At 58.7% G+C, this 20,489-nt stretch carries 33 protein-coding genes and 1 pseudogene; 3 read left to right on the forward strand and 31 right to left on the reverse strand.

What is annotated here, in order from left to right:
* The 9 genes from WD071_RS02310 to WD071_RS02350 form a co-directional block, all read right to left on the reverse strand.
* Window positions 1-290, reverse strand: a 290-nt coding sequence (locus WD071_RS02310) for a hypothetical protein (protein WP_368046695.1), incomplete at its 3' end; no start/stop codon positions are given.
* Between the two features lie 15 nt (window positions 291-305).
* Window positions 306-650 carry a hypothetical protein gene (locus WD071_RS02315; protein WP_368046696.1) on the reverse strand — a complete coding sequence of 115 codons (345 nt, stop codon included), beginning with the start codon at window positions 648-650 and terminating at the stop codon, window positions 306-308.
* A 25-nt stretch (window positions 651-675) separates the two neighbouring features.
* Complete coding sequence (locus tag WD071_RS02320; RefSeq protein WP_368046697.1) at window positions 676-1,218, reverse strand: Bro-N domain-containing protein; 543 nt, start codon at window positions 1,216-1,218, stop codon at window positions 676-678.
* 2 nt (window positions 1,219-1,220) lie between these two features.
* Entirely contained in the window at window positions 1,221-1,742 is a 522-nt protein-coding gene (locus WD071_RS02325) for an ogr/Delta-like zinc finger family protein (protein ID WP_368046698.1), read from the reverse strand.
* 15 nt (window positions 1,743-1,757) lie between these two features.
* Entirely contained in the window at window positions 1,758-1,955 is a 198-nt protein-coding gene (locus tag WD071_RS02330) for a hypothetical protein (RefSeq protein ID WP_368046699.1), read from the reverse strand.
* Window positions 1,956-2,048: 93 nt separating this feature from the next.
* A complete protein-coding gene (locus WD071_RS02335) occupies window positions 2,049-2,375 on the reverse strand; it encodes a hypothetical protein (protein ID WP_368046700.1) in 327 nt (108 codons plus the stop codon).
* A gap of 21 nt (window positions 2,376-2,396) precedes the next feature.
* A complete protein-coding gene (locus WD071_RS02340; RefSeq protein WP_368046701.1) occupies window positions 2,397-2,585 on the reverse strand; it encodes a hypothetical protein in 189 nt (62 codons plus the stop codon).
* A gap of 12 nt (window positions 2,586-2,597) precedes the next feature.
* Entirely contained in the window at window positions 2,598-2,819 is a 222-nt protein-coding gene (locus WD071_RS02345; protein ID WP_368046702.1) for a hypothetical protein, read from the reverse strand.
* 18 nt (window positions 2,820-2,837) lie between these two features.
* Window positions 2,838-3,041, reverse strand: coding sequence for a hypothetical protein (locus WD071_RS02350; protein WP_368046703.1), 204 nt, complete (start codon window positions 3,039-3,041; stop codon window positions 2,838-2,840).
* A gap of 100 nt (window positions 3,042-3,141) precedes the next feature.
* Here WD071_RS02350 and WD071_RS02355 point away from each other — a divergent pair, with 100 nt between their 5' ends.
* The 3 genes from WD071_RS02355 to WD071_RS02365 all read left to right on the forward strand — a co-directional run bounded on the left by WD071_RS02355 (window position 3,142) and on the right by WD071_RS02365 (window position 4,887).
* The gene (locus tag WD071_RS02355; RefSeq protein ID WP_368046704.1) at window positions 3,142-3,819 is read left to right on the forward strand and encodes a S24 family peptidase; all 678 of its coding nucleotides are present in this window, start codon (window positions 3,142-3,144) and stop codon (window positions 3,817-3,819) included.
* Window positions 3,820-3,880: 61 nt separating this feature from the next.
* The gene (locus WD071_RS02360) at window positions 3,881-4,429 is read left to right on the forward strand and encodes a hypothetical protein (protein ID WP_368046705.1); all 549 of its coding nucleotides are present in this window, start codon (window positions 3,881-3,883) and stop codon (window positions 4,427-4,429) included.
* On the forward strand, window positions 4,426-4,887 hold the full coding sequence (locus WD071_RS02365; RefSeq protein WP_368046706.1) for a hypothetical protein: 462 nt from the start codon (window positions 4,426-4,428) through the stop codon (window positions 4,885-4,887). The genes WD071_RS02360 and WD071_RS02365 overlap by 4 nt, the downstream gene beginning before the upstream one ends.
* An 11-nt stretch (window positions 4,888-4,898) precedes the next feature.
* On the opposite strand, the gene WD071_RS02370 is transcribed toward WD071_RS02365, so the two are convergent.
* The 22 genes and pseudogenes from WD071_RS02370 to gpM form a co-directional block, all read right to left on the reverse strand.
* On the reverse strand, window positions 4,899-5,885 hold the full coding sequence (locus WD071_RS02370; protein WP_368046707.1) for a contractile injection system protein, VgrG/Pvc8 family: 987 nt from the start codon (window positions 5,883-5,885) through the stop codon (window positions 4,899-4,901).
* Window positions 5,885-6,358 (reverse strand): phage tail protein, encoded by a 474-nt coding sequence (locus WD071_RS02375; protein WP_368046708.1) that lies wholly within the window; start codon window positions 6,356-6,358, stop codon window positions 5,885-5,887. Before WD071_RS02375 ends, WD071_RS02370 begins: the two co-directional genes overlap by 1 nt.
* A 5-nt stretch (window positions 6,359-6,363) precedes the next feature.
* Window positions 6,364-8,478, reverse strand: coding sequence for a hypothetical protein (locus tag WD071_RS02380; RefSeq protein ID WP_368046709.1), 2,115 nt, complete (start codon window positions 8,476-8,478; stop codon window positions 6,364-6,366).
* Entirely contained in the window at window positions 8,475-8,591 is a 117-nt protein-coding gene (locus WD071_RS02385) for a GpE family phage tail protein (protein WP_368046710.1), read from the reverse strand. Before WD071_RS02385 ends, WD071_RS02380 begins: the two co-directional genes overlap by 4 nt.
* A gap of 23 nt (window positions 8,592-8,614) precedes the next feature.
* Window positions 8,615-8,899, reverse strand: a complete 285-nt coding sequence (locus tag WD071_RS02390) for a phage tail assembly protein (RefSeq protein WP_368046711.1) — start codon at window positions 8,897-8,899, stop codon at window positions 8,615-8,617.
* A 13-nt stretch (window positions 8,900-8,912) separates the two neighbouring features.
* Window positions 8,913-9,422 carry a phage major tail tube protein gene (locus WD071_RS02395; protein WP_368046712.1) on the reverse strand — a complete coding sequence of 170 codons (510 nt, stop codon included), beginning with the start codon at window positions 9,420-9,422 and terminating at the stop codon, window positions 8,913-8,915.
* An 11-nt stretch (window positions 9,423-9,433) separates the two neighbouring features.
* Window positions 9,434-10,492 (reverse strand): annotated as a pseudogene (locus WD071_RS02400) (phage tail sheath protein); the annotation flags it as partial.
* 626 nt (window positions 10,493-11,118) lie between these two features.
* Window positions 11,119-13,191 carry a phage tail protein gene (locus WD071_RS02405; RefSeq protein WP_368046713.1) on the reverse strand — a complete coding sequence of 691 codons (2,073 nt, stop codon included), beginning with the start codon at window positions 13,189-13,191 and terminating at the stop codon, window positions 11,119-11,121.
* Window positions 13,184-13,810: a phage tail protein I gene (locus WD071_RS02410; RefSeq protein ID WP_368046714.1), complete on the reverse strand. Its 627-nt coding sequence runs from the start codon at window positions 13,808-13,810 to the stop codon at window positions 13,184-13,186. The genes WD071_RS02405 and WD071_RS02410 overlap by 8 nt, the downstream gene beginning before the upstream one ends.
* Window positions 13,803-14,714: a baseplate assembly protein gene (locus tag WD071_RS02415; RefSeq protein ID WP_368046715.1), complete on the reverse strand. Its 912-nt coding sequence runs from the start codon at window positions 14,712-14,714 to the stop codon at window positions 13,803-13,805. The genes WD071_RS02410 and WD071_RS02415 overlap by 8 nt, the downstream gene beginning before the upstream one ends.
* Complete coding sequence (locus WD071_RS02420) at window positions 14,711-15,046, reverse strand: GPW/gp25 family protein (RefSeq protein WP_368046716.1); 336 nt, start codon at window positions 15,044-15,046, stop codon at window positions 14,711-14,713. Before WD071_RS02420 ends, WD071_RS02415 begins: the two co-directional genes overlap by 4 nt.
* A 5-nt stretch (window positions 15,047-15,051) precedes the next feature.
* Window positions 15,052-15,249, reverse strand: coding sequence for a hypothetical protein (locus tag WD071_RS02425; RefSeq protein WP_368046717.1), 198 nt, complete (start codon window positions 15,247-15,249; stop codon window positions 15,052-15,054).
* 2 nt (window positions 15,250-15,251) lie between these two features.
* Window positions 15,252-15,812, reverse strand: a complete 561-nt coding sequence (locus tag WD071_RS02430; protein WP_368046718.1) for a phage baseplate assembly protein V — start codon at window positions 15,810-15,812, stop codon at window positions 15,252-15,254.
* A gap of 69 nt (window positions 15,813-15,881) precedes the next feature.
* Window positions 15,882-16,343 carry a phage virion morphogenesis protein gene (locus tag WD071_RS02435; protein ID WP_368046719.1) on the reverse strand — a complete coding sequence of 154 codons (462 nt, stop codon included), beginning with the start codon at window positions 16,341-16,343 and terminating at the stop codon, window positions 15,882-15,884.
* Window positions 16,330-16,794, reverse strand: a complete 465-nt coding sequence (locus tag WD071_RS02440) for a phage tail protein (protein WP_368046721.1) — start codon at window positions 16,792-16,794, stop codon at window positions 16,330-16,332. Before WD071_RS02440 ends, WD071_RS02435 begins: the two co-directional genes overlap by 14 nt.
* 108 nt (window positions 16,795-16,902) lie before the next feature.
* The gene (locus WD071_RS02445; protein WP_368046722.1) at window positions 16,903-17,373 is read right to left on the reverse strand and encodes a hypothetical protein; all 471 of its coding nucleotides are present in this window, start codon (window positions 17,371-17,373) and stop codon (window positions 16,903-16,905) included.
* Window positions 17,370-17,657: a hypothetical protein gene (locus WD071_RS02450; RefSeq protein WP_368046724.1), complete on the reverse strand. Its 288-nt coding sequence runs from the start codon at window positions 17,655-17,657 to the stop codon at window positions 17,370-17,372. Before WD071_RS02450 ends, WD071_RS02445 begins: the two co-directional genes overlap by 4 nt.
* On the reverse strand, window positions 17,654-18,451 hold the full coding sequence (locus WD071_RS02455; RefSeq protein WP_368046726.1) for an N-acetylmuramidase domain-containing protein: 798 nt from the start codon (window positions 18,449-18,451) through the stop codon (window positions 17,654-17,656). The genes WD071_RS02450 and WD071_RS02455 overlap by 4 nt, the downstream gene beginning before the upstream one ends.
* Window positions 18,448-18,864: a hypothetical protein gene (locus WD071_RS02460; RefSeq protein ID WP_368046727.1), complete on the reverse strand. Its 417-nt coding sequence runs from the start codon at window positions 18,862-18,864 to the stop codon at window positions 18,448-18,450. The genes WD071_RS02455 and WD071_RS02460 overlap by 4 nt, the downstream gene beginning before the upstream one ends.
* A 9-nt stretch (window positions 18,865-18,873) precedes the next feature.
* Window positions 18,874-19,083 (reverse strand): tail protein X, encoded by a 210-nt coding sequence (locus WD071_RS02465; RefSeq protein ID WP_368046745.1) that lies wholly within the window; start codon window positions 19,081-19,083, stop codon window positions 18,874-18,876.
* A complete protein-coding gene (locus tag WD071_RS02470) occupies window positions 19,080-19,541 on the reverse strand; it encodes a head completion/stabilization protein (protein ID WP_368046728.1) in 462 nt (153 codons plus the stop codon). The genes WD071_RS02465 and WD071_RS02470 overlap by 4 nt, the downstream gene beginning before the upstream one ends.
* A 102-nt stretch (window positions 19,542-19,643) precedes the next feature.
* Window positions 19,644-20,480 (reverse strand): phage terminase small subunit, encoded by an 837-nt coding sequence (gene gpM, locus WD071_RS02475; protein ID WP_368046729.1) that lies wholly within the window; start codon window positions 20,478-20,480, stop codon window positions 19,644-19,646.
* Between the last annotated feature and the right edge of the window lie 9 nt (window positions 20,481-20,489).

Consider the following 20,489-nt stretch of genomic DNA (forward strand, 5'->3'; position numbering starts at 1 on the left):
GCGTCCGCCACTTCGGTACCGGTTTCCTTCTCGCCGGTTTTGCGATCCTGCCTGCCGTAGCGTTCCGTCCAGCTGTCGAACAGATCCGGGAACAGCTCTTTCACGTGGTGCTGTTCGCCGCACTTGCTCTCCCGGCCGCACTTCACCATCCATGGGCTTTCGGTACCCACAAAGGCTTCACGCTTGCCGCAGCCCGGACAGCGCAGGCGGCGCAGGTATTCCCCGCGCTCTACGCCGTCAAAATCGGTCTGCAGCCGGCGAACTATGTCGGCCCGTAGTTGGTCTTGCATGCGGGTGGCTCCGGATCAGGCGTGAATGCGATTAACGTGGTCTGGGTTGTTGGCCCGGAACTGCAACAGCTCGTGTACCGAGAAAATGCTGACGCAACCGGTGGCGGTGTCATTCACCACCACCATGTTGCCGGTGGTGCGGCTGACATCCACGAAGGCGGCAGGCTTGCCGGTGTCTTCCAGATCCGCCCAGGCCTGGGTAACGATCAGAGCGGCCTGCCGACGGCTGACCAGGTATTCCTCGATCAGGCTGTCGATGTTGGCCTCGACGCATTCGCGGGCGTTGAAGCCCTGTTTGCGCTGGGCGATCAGTTGGCCGTAGGCGGCGTTGGTGATATCGGTGTTGGCTGCGTTATTCATGGCTGCTTCCTCTTATGGGTGCTTATTACAGGTTCAGGTCTTGCTGTTTGGTGTCCTGCCCCAGCAGGTTCTGCTGGGGCAGGGGCTGGCCAATCAGGGTGTAGAGGGTGCGCAGCTCGCCCAGCAGGATTTGCCGCTGGAACTGGTCGCGGGTTTTCACCAGGTCTTTGGTCAGGGAGGCGATCTGTTTTGAGAAGGCCAGGCGCTGGCCTGCGGGAACGGTGCCGAAGAAGCCTTGTTTGCGAATGGAAGGGAGAACTTCTCCGCAAACCCACTCAGCAAACTGCTGTGCTTTTGGCTTTCTGGACCGGAAAAGGGTCTGGTAAACACCCGCTTCTGAGATGAAAACAGCGCTTTGTATGCCTGAAGGGGTCTGGAGATAACCGACCCTTTGCCAGTTTTCAGGCATTCCTGACAGACCCCTTGAGCCGCTCCAATGCACTTCGAGGGCGTTGAAAACATCCTTGGCGCAGAACCAGGCTTCGCCGTGATCGTCGGTTGCCGTTCGAACCTGAACATCATCAAAGTTGAAAGGGTTGGCGTGTGGCTGCATTAGCTGTGTATTCATTGTTATCGTTCCTCGTTGTTGCTTTTGTCGTGCTTGATGAAGGTGAACTCCATGTCCTGCTGAACGGCGGCGGCGGCCTCCGGGGCCAGCGGAATGGAGCGAACCCGGCCATTGGGGTCGGCTACCAGCCGTGTGTCGTGAGTCAGGAAAACCACGCCCCGGTAACCGCATTCGTCCTCGTCCTGGCAGAAGACGTAAGCCGTTCGCTGGGCCGCGATGACTTGCACACTGGTGCGCACTCGGCACACCCCGGTGCAGTGAGGGCATAGGATTCGGATGAAATTCCTCAGTGCCTCTCGCGCTTGGGGCCCGCCCTCTGCCTCTGGCTGCCCGGGGTTCTTTGCAGCCAGCATCGGGCCGTAGGTAATCTTCACTGTGCCCTTGTAGCCGCACCGCAGATGGTTTCGGCATATCGCGATGGCCGCCTTGCCCTGTTCCTCCAGTTCCGTGTCCGTCTGTATCTGGCAGCTATCACCGCAGGCAGGGCAGCTCAGGTGAAGGAAGTTGCGCGTGAGTTGCTTCATGGAACTGTTAACCCCTTAATGCTTTCTGCAATTTCCGGGATGAATTAACTGAAGCCGCGCCCCGCGCTCCTCGATACTTTTCAGGTAGCCCAGGGTTTCTGCCATTGGCCTGCCAGTCCTGATTACGTAGGCGTTGATGCGCCATTTCGTGCCTTCCTGCTGTCTATCGAACCACTCCATCAGCTCTTTTTCGGTGTTGGCTTGTTGGTGCATTCGGTCCTCGTTGGTTTTCAGGGATTCCCCGGGGATTCCCAACGGAATCTGTTAAAAGCCAAAACTCCCTGGCGTGGTTAATTCATCGTGAAATTAGAGTGCTCGGTGTTGGTATGTCTGGCGCAGCTCTTCGCCGTCCGGAATGCCTTCTTCGTCCAGGAAGCGATCAATGGCCCGGCGGCGAGGCCCGCGAACTTCACTGGCTTTCAGGATTTCCTCGGCAGAGGGAACACCGGCCTGTTCCAGGAACTGGTGAATGGCGTGGCGCGCCGCGGCTGCACGGCGGCGGGTGCCTTCAAACCCCAGATTGCGAGCCCACCAAAGAAGGCGGATGTGATCTTCCGTGCTCAGGCGGATGCTGAACTTGTGCTCCCGCACCGATTTGGGCGGCGTGTACTGCGTGTAACCGATGTCTGTCATGTGTCGCTCCTTTGCACCGCGTTATTTGCGGGGGCCGCCTACGGCGTGTAGTGCGCGGTTGCGGCCGGTCAGCTTCAGGCTGGCACCGCGCATGCGTTGTTTCACCAGCCACTCGGCGGCCTGGTCCTTGGTCTGAAGGCCTTCCTGAAGGCGGATCGCTTCCAGAATGGCGGCTTGCTGCTCAGTCAGTTCCACAGTGATTTCCGGCATCTTTTCAGGACCTCAAATGCTGCGGATGTGCGCCTCGGAATGCGGGGCGCCACCGGTCATGCTGTGAGTGGTCGGCAGCAAGGCTGCTTCGGCCTGAGCAATGAGCATCTGGCGAAGAAGGCTGGAGCGATCGGTACCGGTGTAATTCACCAATGCGTTGATCACGGCGGCTTCGTAGTCGTCCAGGTTGAGACTGACGCGGTGTTTGCGGATGCGTTTTGGGTCCTGATACATCGGTTTCTCCTTCAGGGCTCAGGCGGAAGTGTTGCGTTGGTATTGATCCAGACCGCACAGGAAAAACATGCGGGCCTGGGATGCCATGGAGCGGCCTTCCGCCAGGGCGGCCTTCTCCAGTTGGGCTCTCTCTTCGGGCATAAGGCGAAGGGCGATGGGCTTGGCGGTGAGCACACCATCGGGTGCGCGGTGGCTGGAGCCGGGTTTCTTTGGATCTTTCATCGTGTATTCTCTGTGTAACGCTGAATTACACAGAATGATAGACCCCAATCCGCAAGGATGTAAACAAAATGGGAATATTAATTTTCTATCGGTATTCGTAATGAGTGAAAAACTTTTAAATAGTGAATCCATCATTCACAGAATGAGAGAAGCGATCGGGGCCAAGAATGACGGCCTTGTAGGCGAGTTCGTGGGGGCTTCAAAACAGGCGGTTTATAACTGGAAAAATCGGGGATATATTCCGATTGAGTACTGTGTAACGTTTTGTGTAAAAACAGGGCGGAGCCTGGACTGGCTGATTTTTGGTGCTGAATCCGGAAACTCAGTGGCTGAACCAACGGCTAATTACCGGATCGATTTCGATGAGGACTACAGCGAAATTCCGGTCTACGACATAGAGGCCAGCGCCGGGCCGGGGGCCCTTTTTGACCAGGAGCTCATCAGCTGCTCCCTGAAGTTCCGGAAGGATTGGCTAACTCGCGAAGGGCTGCACGTTCAAAATCTGGTTGCTATTCGTGTCACTGGTGACTCTATGGATGGAACCCTGGCCACGGGCGATACGGTTCTTATTGATCGCTCCAGGAAGAAGCCCGACGGCGTTTTCGCGATTAGGATCGGGGAGGTTCTGCGCATCAAACGACTGCAGCAGATGACCGATGGCACACTCCGGGTGTCCAGCGATAACCCGATGTATCAGCCTGAACATATCCACCCAGAGAACATGAGCCAGGTAGAAATCGTGGGTCAGTGTTATTGGCGAGGTGGCCGGGTTTTTTAAGTTTCAGTAGTAGTCGCCCGTGAAGCCAGGGCGACTGTATTTGAAGAAGGGAGCAGTAACCATGGCTATGACGAAGTGCAAAGAATGCAAGGTGGATGTATCGAAGAAGGCAAAAAAGTGCCCGAATTGTGGCGTCGACAATCCAGGTGTTACCACTAAGGATTACCTGGTCGGGGGCATAGCCCTGGTAATTATCGTTGTGGCTCTGATTGCGTTCTTTTCCGATGATGAGCCCACCGAAGAAACGACTGCACAAGCGCCGGATATGACCGATCAGGAGCAAGCTGCTGCCGATAAGGCGGAACAAGAAGCGTGCCGATCGGATCTACAGTGCTGGGGTCAAGAGCATTGGTCAGCTGCGACCAATCGATGCGAACGGGAAATCGAGCGCCAGGCGCAATACGAAGTGAAGTGGACTGATTCATACCCTGACGTGAAGCTAAGCCGCCGGGGCTGGCTGAACGAAGAAGCGGGCACTCTCACTTACTACGGTGATCGAGTGCAGTTCGCGAACGGCTACGGAGCTTTCGAGAACTATATTTACCGGTGTGACTACGATCCCTCGAGCAAGTCAGTGATCAATGTGGAGTTGGAGGCGGGGCGCTTATGAGCTCGATATCCTTCACTTATACCGATTCACGCGGTCACACAACGGACTGGATCGTGGAGCATTGGAAGGAAACCGGGCGATATATTCAGGGCGTTTGCAAGGTTGACGAACAGTTCCGGACCTTCCGAAAAGACCGGGTCGAACAATACCTGGAACAAGGTGAAGCGAGACTAACGCAGCCATACGTAGCGCCGCCACCCAGGGTGGATACCCGCCCGGAAATCTGCTTTACGGGTTTCCCCAAGGTTCAGCGAAGCGTGCTGGAGGACATGGCGAGCGGACGCCAAATGTCGGTTAAGAAGGATGTCACCAAAGGGCTGGCATTCCTGTGCTGTGGGCCGAATGCTGGCCCGGCCAAAGTTGCCAGGGCACGGGATCGGGGCTGCCTGATAATCGATGAACCGGGCCTGAAAACAATGCTGGATACGGGTGAGCTGCCGGAACCTTGGGAAGATTAATCACAACGCGCCTACTCACTGAGTGTTTCGGCATCCAAACTGGTAATAAGCCCGCTATCACTCAAACTGTGACTGGCTCTGGTGATCACCCATTCCCGGCCGTTGATCTGAGGTTTGAAGCCTTCCGCCCGTAACCGGAACTCCGGGCCCACTTCGGGCCGACCGATGGCGAGGGAGATGGTTAGCTCGGCCTCACCACGGTTCAGCCGCTTCAGCTCGGCATTGGCGGCGGCGTTGGCTTCGCTCTGGTTGGCGTAGGTTGCGCGCAGTCGCTTCACGCGCTCGGTGGTACCGGCCATTACCTTTTCCTGCTTTCCCTCGTCGACGTTGTTCCATAAGGCCTCCACGCCCGTGTAGCTATCTCGGTCTTTTTCCCGATAGGTTCCGCTGTCTCCCTTCTGGGGTGAGATGGTGATTTCGGGCAGGGAGTTACCGTTGGCTGTTTTGGCTTCTCCTCGAGGAGTAAATATCAGGCGTCCAGCCTTTATCGCGAATATGGCGCCGTACCGTTCACCAAGACGTGTGAGCAGGTTCATGTCTGATTCGTCGGTCTGGTCCAGATGCTCTACCAGCTTTTGCGAAAGGCTTGCACTTACCACAGGTCGCAGGTTGTTCTGGCTGGCGATTGTGTTGACGATTTCGCCAATGGTTACCTGGTCCCAGCTCCGGGTTTTCCGTGTGGGCAAGCCGTTCCGCATGTCGGCACTGCGGGCGGTGATAGTGAGCACATTGGGTGCCCAGCTGTAGCTCGCTTCGTCAACGATAAACAGACCTTTCTCAATCAGCTGCTGGCCTTTCCAGCCGATAGCCAGATTCAGTTCCGCACCCTTGGGCGGGATCTCCAGTTGAACGTCGTGGTCGCTGAGCGTGATGGAGAGGGTGTCTGCCTCGTCGCCTGGTGTTTCGTCCAGGGTGAGGTCGATCAGCCTGCCGCTGAGCTTCGGGGTGATGTTCTGGCCATTAACGGCCAGGCGGTAGTCTGGCGCTGGTTGCTGCATCAGGCCACACCTGCGTTACGGCGGGGTTGGTACAGGCCCATGCCGATGGCAGCGTCTCGGCTGGTGGCGGCGCGATCGCGGAAGGACTGGAAGTCGTCTTCATCCACGCGCACCAGGTTAATGGTGAAGTCGATCTTGCGCGGCACGCCATCGGCGAAGAACACGGTGCTGGTTTCCTGCACTCCCGTAATGCTCCAGAACCCGAATACGCGGCCGGAGCCTTCGATCAGCGGCCAGGCTTTGCCCTCGTCGGCCATGATGCGCACATCGTCCAGGGTGACGCGGCCGCCGGTGAGCTCCGGGTGCAGTGTGCCCGTGAGGGTAATGGTGTCTTCGCCCGGGCCCAGGTATTGGTAGGCAGGCCGATGGCCAATCCGGCTTTGGCTGGGGTGTCGCCATTGAGTGTTGCGCTGCAGCTGCTGATAGGGCAGGGATTTCACCTCAAACACAAACATTCCCAGTGTCATCATCATGGCATTTACTCCCTATCTATCAGGTTGCTGCGGGCGCGGCTGGCTTTGCGGCGATCGCGTTCCTGGAGCACCCGGTTAACTTCAGCTGCAATGTCCTGGGCATTCTGCCCCGGGGAGCCATAAATATTAATGTTGATGGTGTCGCCGGCACTGGCACTGGCAGCTGCTGGCGATGATGCGATGGGGGGCCGGTTATCGTACTGAAGGTTGCCGGCGGCTGCGGGCAGGGTAGAGGCACCAATGGCGATGCCGGCACCCACTCTGCGCACGCGCTGGCCGAAGCCGCTGACCTGCTTTAGTGTGTTGGGTTCCTGCTTCTTGAGGCCTTGCCGGTAGCCTTCTAGGGTGTCCTGCCCGGCGCTCATGAACACGCGTGACGGTGACTTAATGCCCAGCACGCCCTTGAACCAGCCGATGGTCTTCTTGCCGGCATTGATTACCGTGTCTTTGACCTTCTTCAGGCCGCCCAGCAGGCCGCCCACCAGGCCGTCCATAATCATGGAGCCGAAGCCGGAGAACTTCGCAGGCAAGCCCTTGAAGAAATCCATGATGGCACCCCAGTTTTTATAGATGAGGTAGCCAGCACCCGCGATGGCCATGATGATCAGGCCGATCGGGTTGGCCGCCAATGCTACGCCGATCGCTTTGATGCCTGCAGCAACGGCAGGGAGCCCACCGGCGAGACCAACAACTGCGGTACCAGCGGCGAACAGAGCCTTGCCGAATGCCAGTATGGCCATGACTGGCTTCATGGCGAACAGGAACGCCAGGATCATGCCCAGGTTATCGAACCCGCCCACCATTCCAGCCAGGTTGCTGGTGATCAACCCAAGGGTTTTGGCGGTGGATGCGGCACCGACTGCCAGATCCCGCAGGATGGGAAGAGCGCCCTTCAGCCTGCTACCGAATTCTTTGGCGAAGGCTTTCACCTGGTCGCGGTTTTCTCGCATCCAGCCGGAGAGATCCCCCATCAGCTCCGTGATCGCTGGCATCAGTTCGGCACCGATGGTGTTTTTCATGCCAGCCATGCCCAGCTGCGCGTCCAGCATCGAGTCCTTGAACTTCTCGGCATCGCGCGCGGCCTGTTCGCTCAGCACGTAACCGGTGGCGCGGGCATCTTTGCGCAGGGCCTGCAGGCCAGCACTGCCGTCTTTCAGCATGTTGACCATACCCACGCCTTCACGGCTGAACATCTGGGCTGCCAGCGCCACACGCTCGGTTTGGTTGTCCACGGTGGCCAGGCGGTCGGCAACCACGTCCAGTGCATCCTCTGGGGTCATTTCGGCCAGTCGAGCGGAAGAGAGCCCCAGCTGGTCGTAAGCCTTTCGTGCAGCGCCAGTGCCTTGCTTGGCTTCGCCCAATCGCTTGGTGAAGGCCACCATGTTGCTGTCCAGCTTCTGCGTGGAAATGCCTGAACGCTCTGCGGCGTAGCGCAGTTCCTGGTATGGGCCCAGGGCGACTCCAATCTTGTCGGCGGTCTTTGCGACCTCGTCACCCAGGGTGGCCGTCGAGTTGGCAACGCCGAAGATCCCAGCAGCTGCACCACCACCCAGCAGAGCAGCGCGCCTGCCAAAGCGCCCAACCTCGCCGGTCATGTTGTTGAACTTGCCAGAAACGTCCGCCTTGCCCAGTTGATCCAGGTATTTTTTCTGCCGCTGGATCCGGGTATTGGTGGCCTTCATCTGATCGGCCAGCCGCTTCTCTTCCCCTGACAGGTTGCGGACGTTCACTCCCGCTTCACCCAGGCGCTTGCGCACCTTGCCCAGTTCCTTCCGTTGCTCCTGGCCTTTCTGCGTGAACTGTTCAACGTCCTTCCGGGCACGGTTGTACTCGGCTCGGAGCTTGGCGGTGGGCTTGGTGGTGGTTTGCAGCTCACGGCCCAGCTTTCGAACCCGGTCCTGGGATTCGTTCAGTGCCTGTGAGTTCTTACTGAGGGCGCCGTCCAGTCGCTTGAACGATGAGATGTCCCGCTGGGAAGACTGCAGCTTTTTGGTTTCCACCTGGGCCTGCTTCAGCGCCCGGGCGGTACCGGTGGTGGTGGCGTTTACCTTCTTGAGGGGGCCGGTAATCTTCTCTCGGGCGGCAAGAACAACCTTCAGGTCGAGGTTCTTGGACATCATTCCTCCGGCTGGCTTCGATTACGGGCGTGTTCCCGCCACTCCATAAGTTCTGAGAGGGGCATTTCATTCATGTCCGACGGCCGCCAATGGAAGATGGCGGCGATGTCAGCCATGGCAGCGTCAACGCGGTTTGGGATTATCCCTTCAGCCGCTTCGGAAGCAAAAAACCGGCGATCTCGCTGCCACAGGCAGACAGGTCTGCCGGATCCATTTCCCGCAGGTCCTGGTCGGTCAGGGTGGGGTTGCTGATGCGGGGCAGTACCTTGGTGATGCTGTCCACTTCCATGTTGATCAGATCTGCCAGGGACAGGCCCCGCAGCTCGCCGGACATGGGCTTGCGCAGGGTCAGCTTCTCGATGTTGCCACCCTCGCGTTTGACGGGGGTTTCCAGCTCGATGGTTGCGGTTACGGGCTTACTCATAGTTCAGGGTTCCTTACAGGCCGATGTTGCGGCGGTGTTCGGCCAGGCGATCCTGACCGCGAATGCGCTCCACCATGCCGGGTACGTCGATCTCTACCACTTCCTCACCGCCGATGGTGAGCTTGTAGTAGCTGAGTGTGGTGGTCACAGACAGGGTGTTGTCGCTGCCGGCTTCCGCGCCGCCCATGGCGATCTCACGGTGGCGGCCGCGCACCACGACTTCCACGGGCAGGGTTTCGCCAGTGTCGTCGCGCTGGTAGCTACCCGCAAAACGAAGCAGGTCGCTGTCCAGCTGGCTGGTACCGAAGTTGTCGAAAAGCTCGGGGATGATGCCGGCCGGCGTCCACTGGAATTCCATTTTCTCCATGCCGTGGTCGATATCGACTGGGGCATTCATGCCGCCACCGCGGAACTCTTCCATCTGGCGAACCATGGGCGGAAGGGTCAGGGAGGCGATCTGGCCTTGCCAGTTATCGCCGTTGCCGAACAGGTTGAAGTTCTTCAGCTTCTTGGGCAGTGCCATAGCTCAGATCCTTATGCGTTCACGCTGGCTGCGAAGTCGGCCAGGTACTGGTCAGTGATGCGCTGACGGAACAGCAGGTTCTCCAGCGGCGGTACCGGGGTGTAGTCGTAATCAATGTACAGCTTGCCGGCTTTTAGGGTTTCCTGGGTGTTGATGTCCGGATCCAGCCAGGCGTTGGCCCCCACGATCAGCCCCAGCAGTTTCATTTCCCGGAACTTGGCATTGATGCCTTCAAGGATGTCCTTGGCCAGTGACGGGTGCAGGGGCTTGTCGACGGCCCACATGTGCGCCTCGGCGATGGTGTCTGCCAGGATCTGGGCGGTGCGGGTGTAGTTCTCGAACTGGAACAGCGGATCAGCGCTGCAGGTGCGGGAGCCCCAGAAGCGGAAGCCTTCACGCTGGATCAGGGTGGTGACCTCGTTGGCGTTGAGCAGCCCGGCGTCGGTGTTCGGGTCCTGCAGATCCCAGTGCACGTCCTTGTCGATGCCGGTGACGCCGTTCACCGCTACGTTGGACAGGGTCTTGTGCCAGCCTACCTGCTGGTCGATCTTGGCACGCAGGCCCAGGGCCCGGGACACAGCGAAGGCGCGTTCCGTGGAGGCGGTGTTCACGTCGAAGGCGGTGAAGTCCGGCCAGATCAGCATGAGCTCACGGGCGCCGAAGCCGTCGCGGTAAAGGATCGCATCGGAGATGGTCTGGCACTCATGGGCGTAGGCGTAGCAGAAGGCCCGCAGCTTCTGAGCGATGATCACCAACTCGGCGGTGACGTTTTCGGTATCCAGACCAGGTACGCCCAGAATGCGGGGTTTCACGCCCAGGTTCTGTTCAGCAGCCAGCAGCGCCTGCAGGCCGGTTTTCTTGCCCTCAGCGGTGGTGGTGCCGATGATGTTGGCTTCGGTGTCCTGCTCGGTTTCACCCTCAGCAACGCGAACGATGACCATGATCGGCGATGTCTGGTCGCCAATAGCGTCCAGGGCAGCGGGCAGGGTGCCGGTGGTGCCGGCGTTGCCGATGGCTTCGCTAACCTTGGTGACCAATACCGGGGTGTTGAGCGGGAAGGGCTCGGATTCACCGCCTGACAGGCGGGTGAAGTCGATCGCATTGACCACGCCAGAGCCATCGTTCCCAGCGTCCAGGGCCGCCACAACCAGGGCTGAGGCTTCAGCGCTGCCATTAACGGCCGTGATGACCTGGTTGGCGGTGCTGGTAATGTCGCCCTGGGCATCGGTGGCCAGTGATACGGTGATGTCCTTGCCGCTGACGGTGACTTCGAGGGCGGCATCTGCCGCTTCCGGGTCAACGTAGCGAACACGGATGCTGTTGCCTGCGGTGCCCACAGAGGCCGCCGTGAATAGCGCGTCCCCGTTCTCGGCAATGGACTGAACAACGGCTTCAGCGGCCACGCCGGGCAGGGCGTCTGGAGCTGTCGCAACCAGCCCGATGATGGCGGTTGAAACAGTGCGAATGGTACGGGTGCCTTCATTGATTTCAAGCACCCGGACGCCGTGGTGGTATTGATCGGGCATGACGCCTCCTGGTCATCTGTTTGGCGGTTGTTAACTGCCATGATGAACGCTGGAGATGCAACTGCTAGTTGTGGTTGTTGTTGGGTTTTCTTTGACAAAAAACAGCACATAAAAAAGCGTAAGTTTCCCGATACAGAAATTGCACTAACTACAGACGAACCCTGAATAAACTATACCCATGACGAACCGTTCCAGGTCTTGAGCGTTTTGTCGGTGCTGTCAACTATCACGTCCCCCGCTTCCGGCGCGAGTAAGGTCCGGTTTGTAACGTCGCTGATACCGCTTACCGATATATTCATGCTAGTCCCAGCCGCAGCAACAGCCCCCGTACCCGTATCAGTTGCGTCGATCTTATCAACTCTGCTACCGCTCATAATCACGCGGGTTTTATTATTTGCGTCCGCGCCCGACTGTTTGTAAAAAATATGCCCGTTCTGGTCCGGCCCGCTAATCGGGCTGCGCTTGTGGCCAACGTTGTTTAGGTATACATAGTCTATGCGGCCGCTTTGAGATATAAGAACGCGCTTGGCGCTGGTTTCGTCTATCCCATTGGTATCGGATACAAACAGTTTTTCGATTCTCGACCCGGCACCTTGGACAAGGAAGTTCGCAATCTCTGAACTGTCGTAGGCCCGCCAGTTCGATATTTTAAGGTCTGAAATATAGGAATTGTTTATCGAAATGTGCGGCTCGGTAAGCGTGACGCTTGACGGGAAGCTCTCCCGTTCAAGGCCGTCAATCCTAATGTCATAAAGTGCCAGGCCGGGGTGTGTGTCCTGCCAGTAGTTGGCAATGTCGATAATAGAATCACGGGTCTTGCCCCGGACGTTCTCCAGTCTCACGCTGAACAGGCGGCCGGAAGTAGTCCCGCCGTCCGGGCTGCGGCCACTAATGCGAACTGCGCGGAGTGAGGCGATTCCGTCCCGGTCCTCTGGCGTGATATTTCGGATAGTGATATTTGAGACTGACGGAAGATCAGCCATGCCCATATCATTACCCCCCAGGGTGCCGCCTCCGTTACCTACAAAAACCATATCGTCGTTAGTGTACCCGCTGATATTCTCGATTAGCAGGTTGGAACCAACTCCGGTAACCCCATCTCCGTTTGCAACCGCGTCGTTAGTCTGCCAGAACCGCAGGTTACCAAAGTATCCAATATTTACGTCCCAATACCCCACGCCCCAAGACTCGGTTTCCAGTACAAAAAAATCATCTACAACAAGGTTAGTGACGCGGGAAAACCACATCCCGAAACCCCAATAGGAAGCGCGATTATCCGCTGGCGCGGTATAGTCCCTAACCTGACCTCCCGGCTTGTTACCGTTGATTGTTGCCCCATTACCGATTACTCGGATATTTTCGTTTCCGTTAACCAGATCATCGTTTGTTATTAAGTAATCACTTGCCCCATCCTGCAGCTTTAACTCTGCGCGCGGGTGGAATTCAAGGGTTGTATTAGACGGGATTCTCAGGGCTGACCCGATTTCCCACACGCCAGCTGGTACGTAAACTTTTGGATGATTCGCTAGCGCTTCGTTAATTGAACCAGCGCTGTCGAATCCGGGGCTACTTTCACCCCCATAGACTTGAGGGGTAACAAAGCCCAGCGACGGCTGCCAAGTAACAGAATTGCGCTTAAAAGGTACACCAGAAACCAGGGCCTGCCACCCATCCTGCGGCGAATTAATAGCGTCAAGCTCCGCGAAACTTCCCGCCCGAATCACGCGGCGATTTATTTCCGGTTCCAATTCTTCGCGCAATCCAATAACCAGGCTGTCTGCATAGTCGCGCGTTGCTAAAACCACCGATGGATCAACCTTCAGAGTGACGGCGGCAGTGTCCGAAACTATTGAGGCCATTCTGACCACCTGGGTCCGGCCGCTTCCTTCGCTCAACTGCGGCTTGTATGTGGGTGGCGTATTGCACACGAAGATCAGGTCGCCATCCTCATCGAACAGGCCCATTTCGCGGATCCACCAGCCGCCTTCGGTTTCCGGGATTACCTGTTCGGCTAAAAGCACGTTGTCATTGTCGGGATCAACCGAGAAAGAGTTGAGTGGTGCGCGGCGGCGCTCAGAAACCAGGGCGGTTGCCTCCGGGTTCGGTACCGGTGTGCCTCGGGATCCATCACCTTCACCGTCACCCAGGGCAAGTTCGGTGATGGCGAGCGGGATGCCCAGCGCTAGCGCGTTCGCCATCTTGGCTTCACCGATGTTGGTAGCAATAACGTAATAATCAGCCATGGTTCACACTCACTGTATCGATAATGTGTTGTCCGGATCCCACGTAGGCGTTTCCGCCCACTTCGATTGGGCCTGGGGGGAGGGGATAAACGGTAAGGTTGTCGCCAGAGTATTCGGTGGCGCCGATGTGCACGTTTCCGCTAATTGAGAGCTTTATGGCAAGGCCAACCAGGTGCCGGCTCACCGGCTTGGCGTCTGCGATCAGCCGCTCCATCTCTTCGTAAGTCTGCTCGCTGATCCCTTCTTCCAGCACGCTGATGTCCATAGCGAAGGTGCCGGGCTCACCTGTTGGCTCCATCTGCCACCACTCGTCCACTTTCAGGACGAAGCCGAAGGGCTCGACCACTCTGCGCAGCGCGCTGATGGTTCCTTTTTTCTTGTGGACGTAGAACGAGGATGCTATGACGTCACGCTTATCTGCTTCGGTCCAATCCGGATCCCAGCGATCAACACTGAACGCCCAGGCCAGATACGGCAGTAGCTTGGCCGGGCAGGTGTGCGGGTTCCAGAGGGTGCGCATTGGTATCGGAACACGCTGGATTTCGGCAAGCGCTTCTGCGGCCGATCGCTCCAGGGGCGTGGCGTTATTGGGCAGCAGGGGCTTTCTGTCGTCACTCATCACTGCCACCGATCACTACGCTGATGCCGGTGCAGTGGGCGGCTTCAGTGCCGTCCAGAACCAGGTCTGCCGCTGGTTGAGCCAGATCTACTCGCTGGACGCCTTCGACATGGAGGGCAGCGTGCAGGGCGGAGATCCGGATGTCGCGGCCAATGCGCCGCTGCTCGCCCACGTACTGATTCAGCGACTCCTGAGCGGCTTCCAGGATGGGCTCCTGCTCCGGGCCTGGGTAAACGTACAGGGTGGCGTCCACCTGGTACTCAATAATGGCCGCGGACTGCACGGTCAGCCGGTCGCCTACGGGTCTGACGTCTTCGGCAGACAGCGCGTCCATGACGATGTCGATGATTTCCTGACTGGCCGTGCCGTCGCCTTCGTTTGATAGCAGGGTGACGGTGACTTCCGTTGGTGCCGGGCTTTGGGCCTTGGCATCGGAAATGCGGCCGTCAGCAGACAGGGCGTGAAATTCATAGGCACCCGTCGGGCCGGCTACGCTTAGCCCCTCCCATGACCGTTGCGAGCGCAGGCGCAGGCTTTCGTCGCTCTCATAGGTCGGCGGTACCGGCGGAATGGCTTCGGGGTCGCCCGGGTCGATCATCAGACGCTCGGTTTCGAAGTTTGCCACCAGGTTGTCGAGGTCTTCGTCGTCGGAGTAGGCCAGCATGTTCGCCACAGCCGCTTCGTTCACCCGCTTGCGCCAGATCAGTTCCCGGTAAGCGTTTTCCTGCAGCTGGATGGTCAACGGTTCAGTTTCAAGGGCGAGGGTTTCCTCCACCTCCTCGCGGCGATCGGCTGGCACCAGCGATAGCAGCTTCTGTTTCCGCTGCTCCAGGATAGTCTCGAAATCCAGCTCTTCGATGACCTTGGGGCGGGGCAGTCTGGACAGGTCGATCGGTCCGCTCACTGGCCACCTCCCAGCGGTATCTGGACTACGTCTGATTCACCGGTGTCAGCACGGGTGAGTGAGATGTCCAGGATGAACTCTCCTGACTTGCCGATGTTGCGGTTGACGCTTCCCACTTTGACACGCGGCTCCCACTGCTGGATGGCGACCACGGCGGCACTGTATAGGCGCAGTACCGTGGCCGGGGTCAAGGGTTGGTCGATCAGGGCGGGGATCACAGAACCGAAGTCACGGCGCATCACCCGGGAACCCAGGGGCGTGTTCAGGATTTTGCCAATGCTCTGCCCGATGTGCTGGGTTCCGGCGAGGGTGCGGCCGGTCGCGGCGTTCATTCCCATCATTCCACCTTGTAGGTTCCGGCGCTGGATCCGCCTGTGACTGGCACCTGGGCGTTGCTCTGGATCTCGTCCACAACGGCATTAGCCAGCGCTTCTGCCATGCGCTCTACCCAGCTGTGTTCGCCCGTTGACGTGGCGCCCATCGCTTCCATCTCGCTAACAATCCGGCCTTTCAAGGCGCTTTTGTCGAGTGCCATGGCTATTCCCCTGCCGTTACTGTGCTGGATCCGTCGCCATGCTCATTGCCGGTGAAGTGGCAAATGTGCGCGGTAGTTACAACAGGGCTGCCGTCGTTCAGATGGATATTCTCGCCGTCCACCTTGCAGATCCCGGCCACTGCGGTGGTGGCGTTGCCGCCAACGTTTACAGTCGCGTCGCCGGTGATATTGATGTTCACCTTGCCGGGCAGGGTGGCCACCAGTTCTTTCTTGACATGGTCGTAGGTGATTTCGGCACCGTCCGGATACACCCGCTTATGCTCGTTGGCACTGGCTGAAGGCGCATTGCTGGTGAACAGCCCCACGATAATCACCGACTGAGCCAGGTCTCCGGCGGGGGAAATCAGCACCACCTGTTCGCCCTCCGTGGGCGGGTTCCATTCCTGAGTGGTACCGGCCCGCAGGGTGATCCACTTCTGCCAGCCGGTGAGGTTGTCGCCGGCCTGCACCCGGGCACGGGCGGCTTCATGGTCCACTTCGGCAATGGTCCCGATGCGCACCAGGTTGTTGATCAGGCGGAAGGCTTCAGCAAGTGTGTTCATGGCACCAGTTTGTGCGCCGGGGTTCGCGTGCGGGAAGCTGTGCGGGTTGTGGCGCCAGGCGTTACAAAATCAGGGCTCGATGTGATCCAGAATGCGGTCGGCGATCAGTTCCAGGTCTGAGCGGTTGAAGCCCAGCAGTTCACGGGCGGGGTAGTCATAGGTGGGGCCGTTCTTGTCGACTTTCGCCCGCAGGCCGTAGTGGTGAATGGCCGCGATACGGCCGGAAAGACCGGCAAAGGACAGGCCGGCGCTGTCCGGGCTGGTGTTGATCTTGAGGTATTTGGCCGTTCGGAGCTTGGTGAACATGGCCTTCTTGCGAACAAAGCCTTTCTTGCCTCTGAGTTTTCGCGGCTTGCGAGGCTCCCAGTTTTGGCCGTCCGGGCCCTGCTGCTGTTTGATGCGCTCCTGGTTGGCTTTGCGAAGGTCGCGGGAGACGGCCTTCATCAGCTTCCGGCGTTCGGCAGGCTCCAGCTTCTGAAGCAGGGGCTCTACCCAGCCGGCCAGTGCGTCCAGGTCATCAGTTGTCGCCATCGACTGGCTCCGCGTATCCGTGCAGGTCAGCGATGATCTGCCACTCCGCATCCTCATTCATTTCCAGCGTCGGCTCGGGCAAGAGGTGTTCAACATCCAGCCCGGCGTCGGTGCTTCTTACAAGGACGGTTTCGGAGATGTTCACGGTGATGCTGATGTCGTAGCTGTCGTTGTTCAGCAGTTCCGCTTCAAAGCTGATGGTGGTGGTGGGATCGTGTCCCGGTTGCCGCACTTTCAACCATGAAAGGATCGGGAGAATGAGTTCGTCGACGTTGCCCGAAAAGTCGGTGACGATCAGCCGAACGGGCAGGCTGTACATGTGGCTCAGGTTGGGGCCTTCCCAGAACTCGATGTTGCCATCTTCGATGAAGGTAAGCAGCTTGTCCGGGTTGCGTTTCAGCCCTGCCACGTTGGTCAGGATGTGGTTTCGAAGATCTGCCAGCTTTTTCATTGCTGCTCCGGGGTGCTCAGTGTTCGGGCTCGGCTTTCGCAGTCATCCACTTCAGCGGTGATCTCAGCCATTCGTCCGTTCAGGGTGTTCAGTTTCACGGCGTACTGGTCAATCAGATCCAGCAGGCCGCCGTTCTGTTTCAGTGGTGCCCTGCTCGGGTGTCGCTCCGGGATCGCCAGCGGCTTCACGTTGCCGCACACCAGGTAATCTGTGGTTTGTATATAACGGACTTTCTCGGAGCATGCGGATAACAACGCCAGGCAGGTCAGTACCAGCCCAATTCCGATACGCTTCATTTTCTTCCTCCAGGGTTGCCCGCTTTGCTCTTTCAGCGTCCAGTTCGGCTTCAAGGTTGGCTTCTACGGTTTCGAGGGTGCGGATCCGCTCGGCCAGGCGGTCACGGGCAGCGACCATATCGGAAAGCCTGCCCTTGGTGGCCTTGTGTTCTTGCTCTTGCCGATCCAGAGCACCGGATACCGATGCCAGCTGGGCGTTGGTGTCCAGGTTGCGCTCGATGCTGTACCAGAGGGAGCCGCACAGGGCGACAACCACCAGGCCGATCACCAGGTAGACCTTCATTCCTGCTTTCTCCCGCTGTTGACGTAGAAGCCGAACCAGGCGGCGGCGCCGGTGAAAATCACGCTGGCATAGAGCTGTTGGGCGCTGCTCGGATCCGGCAGGGCGGTTATCCACTGGTGGGTGTCGAAACACAGCCAGCCGTAAAGAAGCACCAGCAGGCGAGGGACTATGCGCCAGGCATCCAGCTGGTTCGGGCTAATTGCAAAAATTTTCCTCTCTTTGGAATTAATGTTTGCCGTGGGTGGAGGCTTAGGTACATCCAGATTCTGGTTTTCAGGCTTCATGAGCAACGCCCCAACAGCCGGTACCGGTCGTAAGCCGTCGCCATTCGGGTGTCGTACTGGTTGCGGGTGTAGGCCGGGCCGTTGTAGCGGGCGGCGAAGGTGGGCCAGTCCCGATCCTTCAGGGCGGCGTGCAAGGCTTTATCCTGCTTGATGAAGCGGACAAAGGCTTCCAGGTGTTCACCCTCGTTGCGGTGCATTGCTTCCGAGTATTCATCTGCAGAGGCGTACCCCAGCCCCTGCCAATGAAAGCCCATGATCTGGAACAGGCCCCAGCTGGCCGATTCGATAGCGGTGGACAGGTCGATGACGCTGGCCCGCTTCAGCCGGCGCCATTCACCGTCGCCGCCAACGTATCCGCCTGGCTTTTCATTGACGATGGCCGGGAACTTGGCGGCATTTCGGGTGCGTGTTGAAGTATCCAGCCGGCGGAACATCACGTGGCGCTCGAAAAGAATGACGGGACGGCCCGAGGGGAGGAAGCCGGTTTCCTTGCTTTCCACCTCCGTTACCGCCTTGATCGCGGCCAGCTGGACGCCCAGTTTCTTGGCTGCGGCCTTCAGATCCTTTTCGCAGAGCTCCTTTCCCGTCGTCGGCGTGCCGTTCGGATTCAGCCTGCCCAGCGTTGCAGGCCCGGCGACACCGTCGACCATTAACCCCTGGTTACGCTGGAAGCGGATGACCGCTTTTTCGGTTTCCTCGCCGAACCAGCCATCCACTTCAATGTCGGCCCCGGCAGATTTCAGGCCTTGCTGAAGTGCGGCCACATTCTGGCCCACGTCTCCGATTCTGATCATTGTGCAGGTACTCCAATCATTGAAATGGCGGCGGAAAGCAGATCCTTGCGCATAGCAAAGGCCAGGCCTCCAATGCCCAGAATTACCCACACGGCGCCAGCAAAAAACCAGACCTTCCGGGCCAGGCTGGAGACGCTTTTGTCCAGTCCTGCAAAGGCGTTGCGGGTCACTTCCTCGCTTTTATCCATGCGGTTCTGGTTCTGTTCCAGGAAATCCTTCAGCGTCTGCTGGGTCTCCCTGTGGTTTTCCTTCTGGTCAGACGCCAGGCTGTGCAGGTCCTTGTGAATACCTGCCACGGCGTTTTCCAGGGCGTTCACGCGTGGGTGAAGATCCTCCAGGTGCCTCAGTCTTGCCGCCCAGTCCAGGGCAACCATTTCTTGAAGTTGCATCACTTCAGCCTGTTCGTCTGGCATTCCGTCTCCCTAATTCCACAGCTGGACGGTCGGTTTTGTGGGTTTTTCTGCCACGCTGGGCAGCTTGACGAGGGTTCCAGTGGGCAGGATCGGCCCGATATCGGCCAGCCCGGGGTTCGCTTCGTAGACCGCTTCGGTGACACCGGCGGTGCGGCCGTAGTGGATGAAGCAGATCCGGTCGACGGTATCGCCCTGGATGGCGCGAACTTCCCTCATCAGATCAGCTCCACCGTGGTGCGATTAACGCCACGGATATCGGATATGGCCCAGGCTGCATCCCTTCTCAGATCATCGCCTGTGATGTCCATGGCTTCAGCCTTGTCGTGGCCTTTCCCGGTGGAGTCGTAGTCCCGGTACCGCTCGATCAGGTTAGCCTTGGCCAGGCACCAGACGGCCCGGAGGTAAAGGCGAACGTTGGTTCCCATTGGCTGCCAATCGGCGTCTGGCACGTCTTCAAGCGATTGGAAAGCCAGATCTTGCTGGGCCTGCATGAACGCTGAAAGCGATCGGTTCACATCGAACATGGCCGCTTCCAGGGCATGGACTGCCCGGCCGTCAGGAACGGTGCCATCCAGGCGCATGGAATCGCGGAATTCCTGCAGCTGCAGATCCGGAAAGAAGGGCGCGTTGGTGATGGTTACTGGCTCGGTGGTACCACCGGCTGCAATAAGGCTCATGATGCCTCCGGGTGAAGGCGGTGGACGGGGCCGGAGAGCTTCCGGCGTAGCCTTGGCTCAGGGCCCCGTGCCGCCTGGCGTCGTGGTACGACTCGGGTCCGGCTATTCGCCGGAATTCTTCAGTTCTTTTTCCAGGCGCTCGATGTCCTTTTTCACGCCGACTTTATCGTTCAGTTCCAGGGCGCGCTTCAGGGAATCAACGGCTTCTTGCTTGCGGCCGGTATCCCGCTGCAGGTAGCCCAAGGCCTTGAACAGTTTGGCCTTCACCTGGTCGTGCATGTCTGCTTCACCGAAGCCCGCCTCGGTTCTTTCGACCTGGGCAAGGATCTCTTCCTTGTTCTCCGCGTCTTCGTCCAGCTTCAGGGCGAAATCGGCCACTTCTTCGGCCACCAGGTTGGCGGTTTTGCGCTGGTACCGGTCCGGGGTTTCCAGTCCGTGCTCCACCGCGTATTCCGCGATATCCAGACCTCGCGCCAGATCGCCGGTGTCCAGGTACCAGACCATCAGGGTCATCAGCACGTCATCCTGCTGGCCTGTTCCGGCTTCCAACACGCCTTTCACGTAGCCTTCATAGTTGGGCAGCATTTCGCGCTTTGCTTCGATCTTGCGCTCGATGCTCTCGATATCGTGCAGGCGGCGGCTGTCTTCGATAACGGCCGCTTTGTGCAGGTTGTAGGAGTCACCAGTCGGACGGTCAGGCGTTCCGGCGGCGGCGTCCTTTCTGGCTTGCTGGGCCTGAAACCGTTTTTCGGCCGGGCTCATGACACGGCGGGCCGGCTCGTTTTCAGAGCTCGGGCGGTTGACCACGTGTTTACGGCGATCAGCTGCTTTCCGTTGCCGGGCTTCGCGTTCCTGCCTGGCTTTTTCCTGTGCTTCGGCCTCGGCCGCCTCGCGGGCGGCCCGGGCTTTTTCGAAGCGTTTCTTGGCTGGACTAACCATTTACGCCTC

It is taken from the genome of Pseudohongiella sp. (genome assembly GCF_040877505.1).
In the GTDB taxonomy this organism is placed as follows: domain Bacteria; phylum Pseudomonadota; class Gammaproteobacteria; order Pseudomonadales; family Pseudohongiellaceae; genus Pseudohongiella.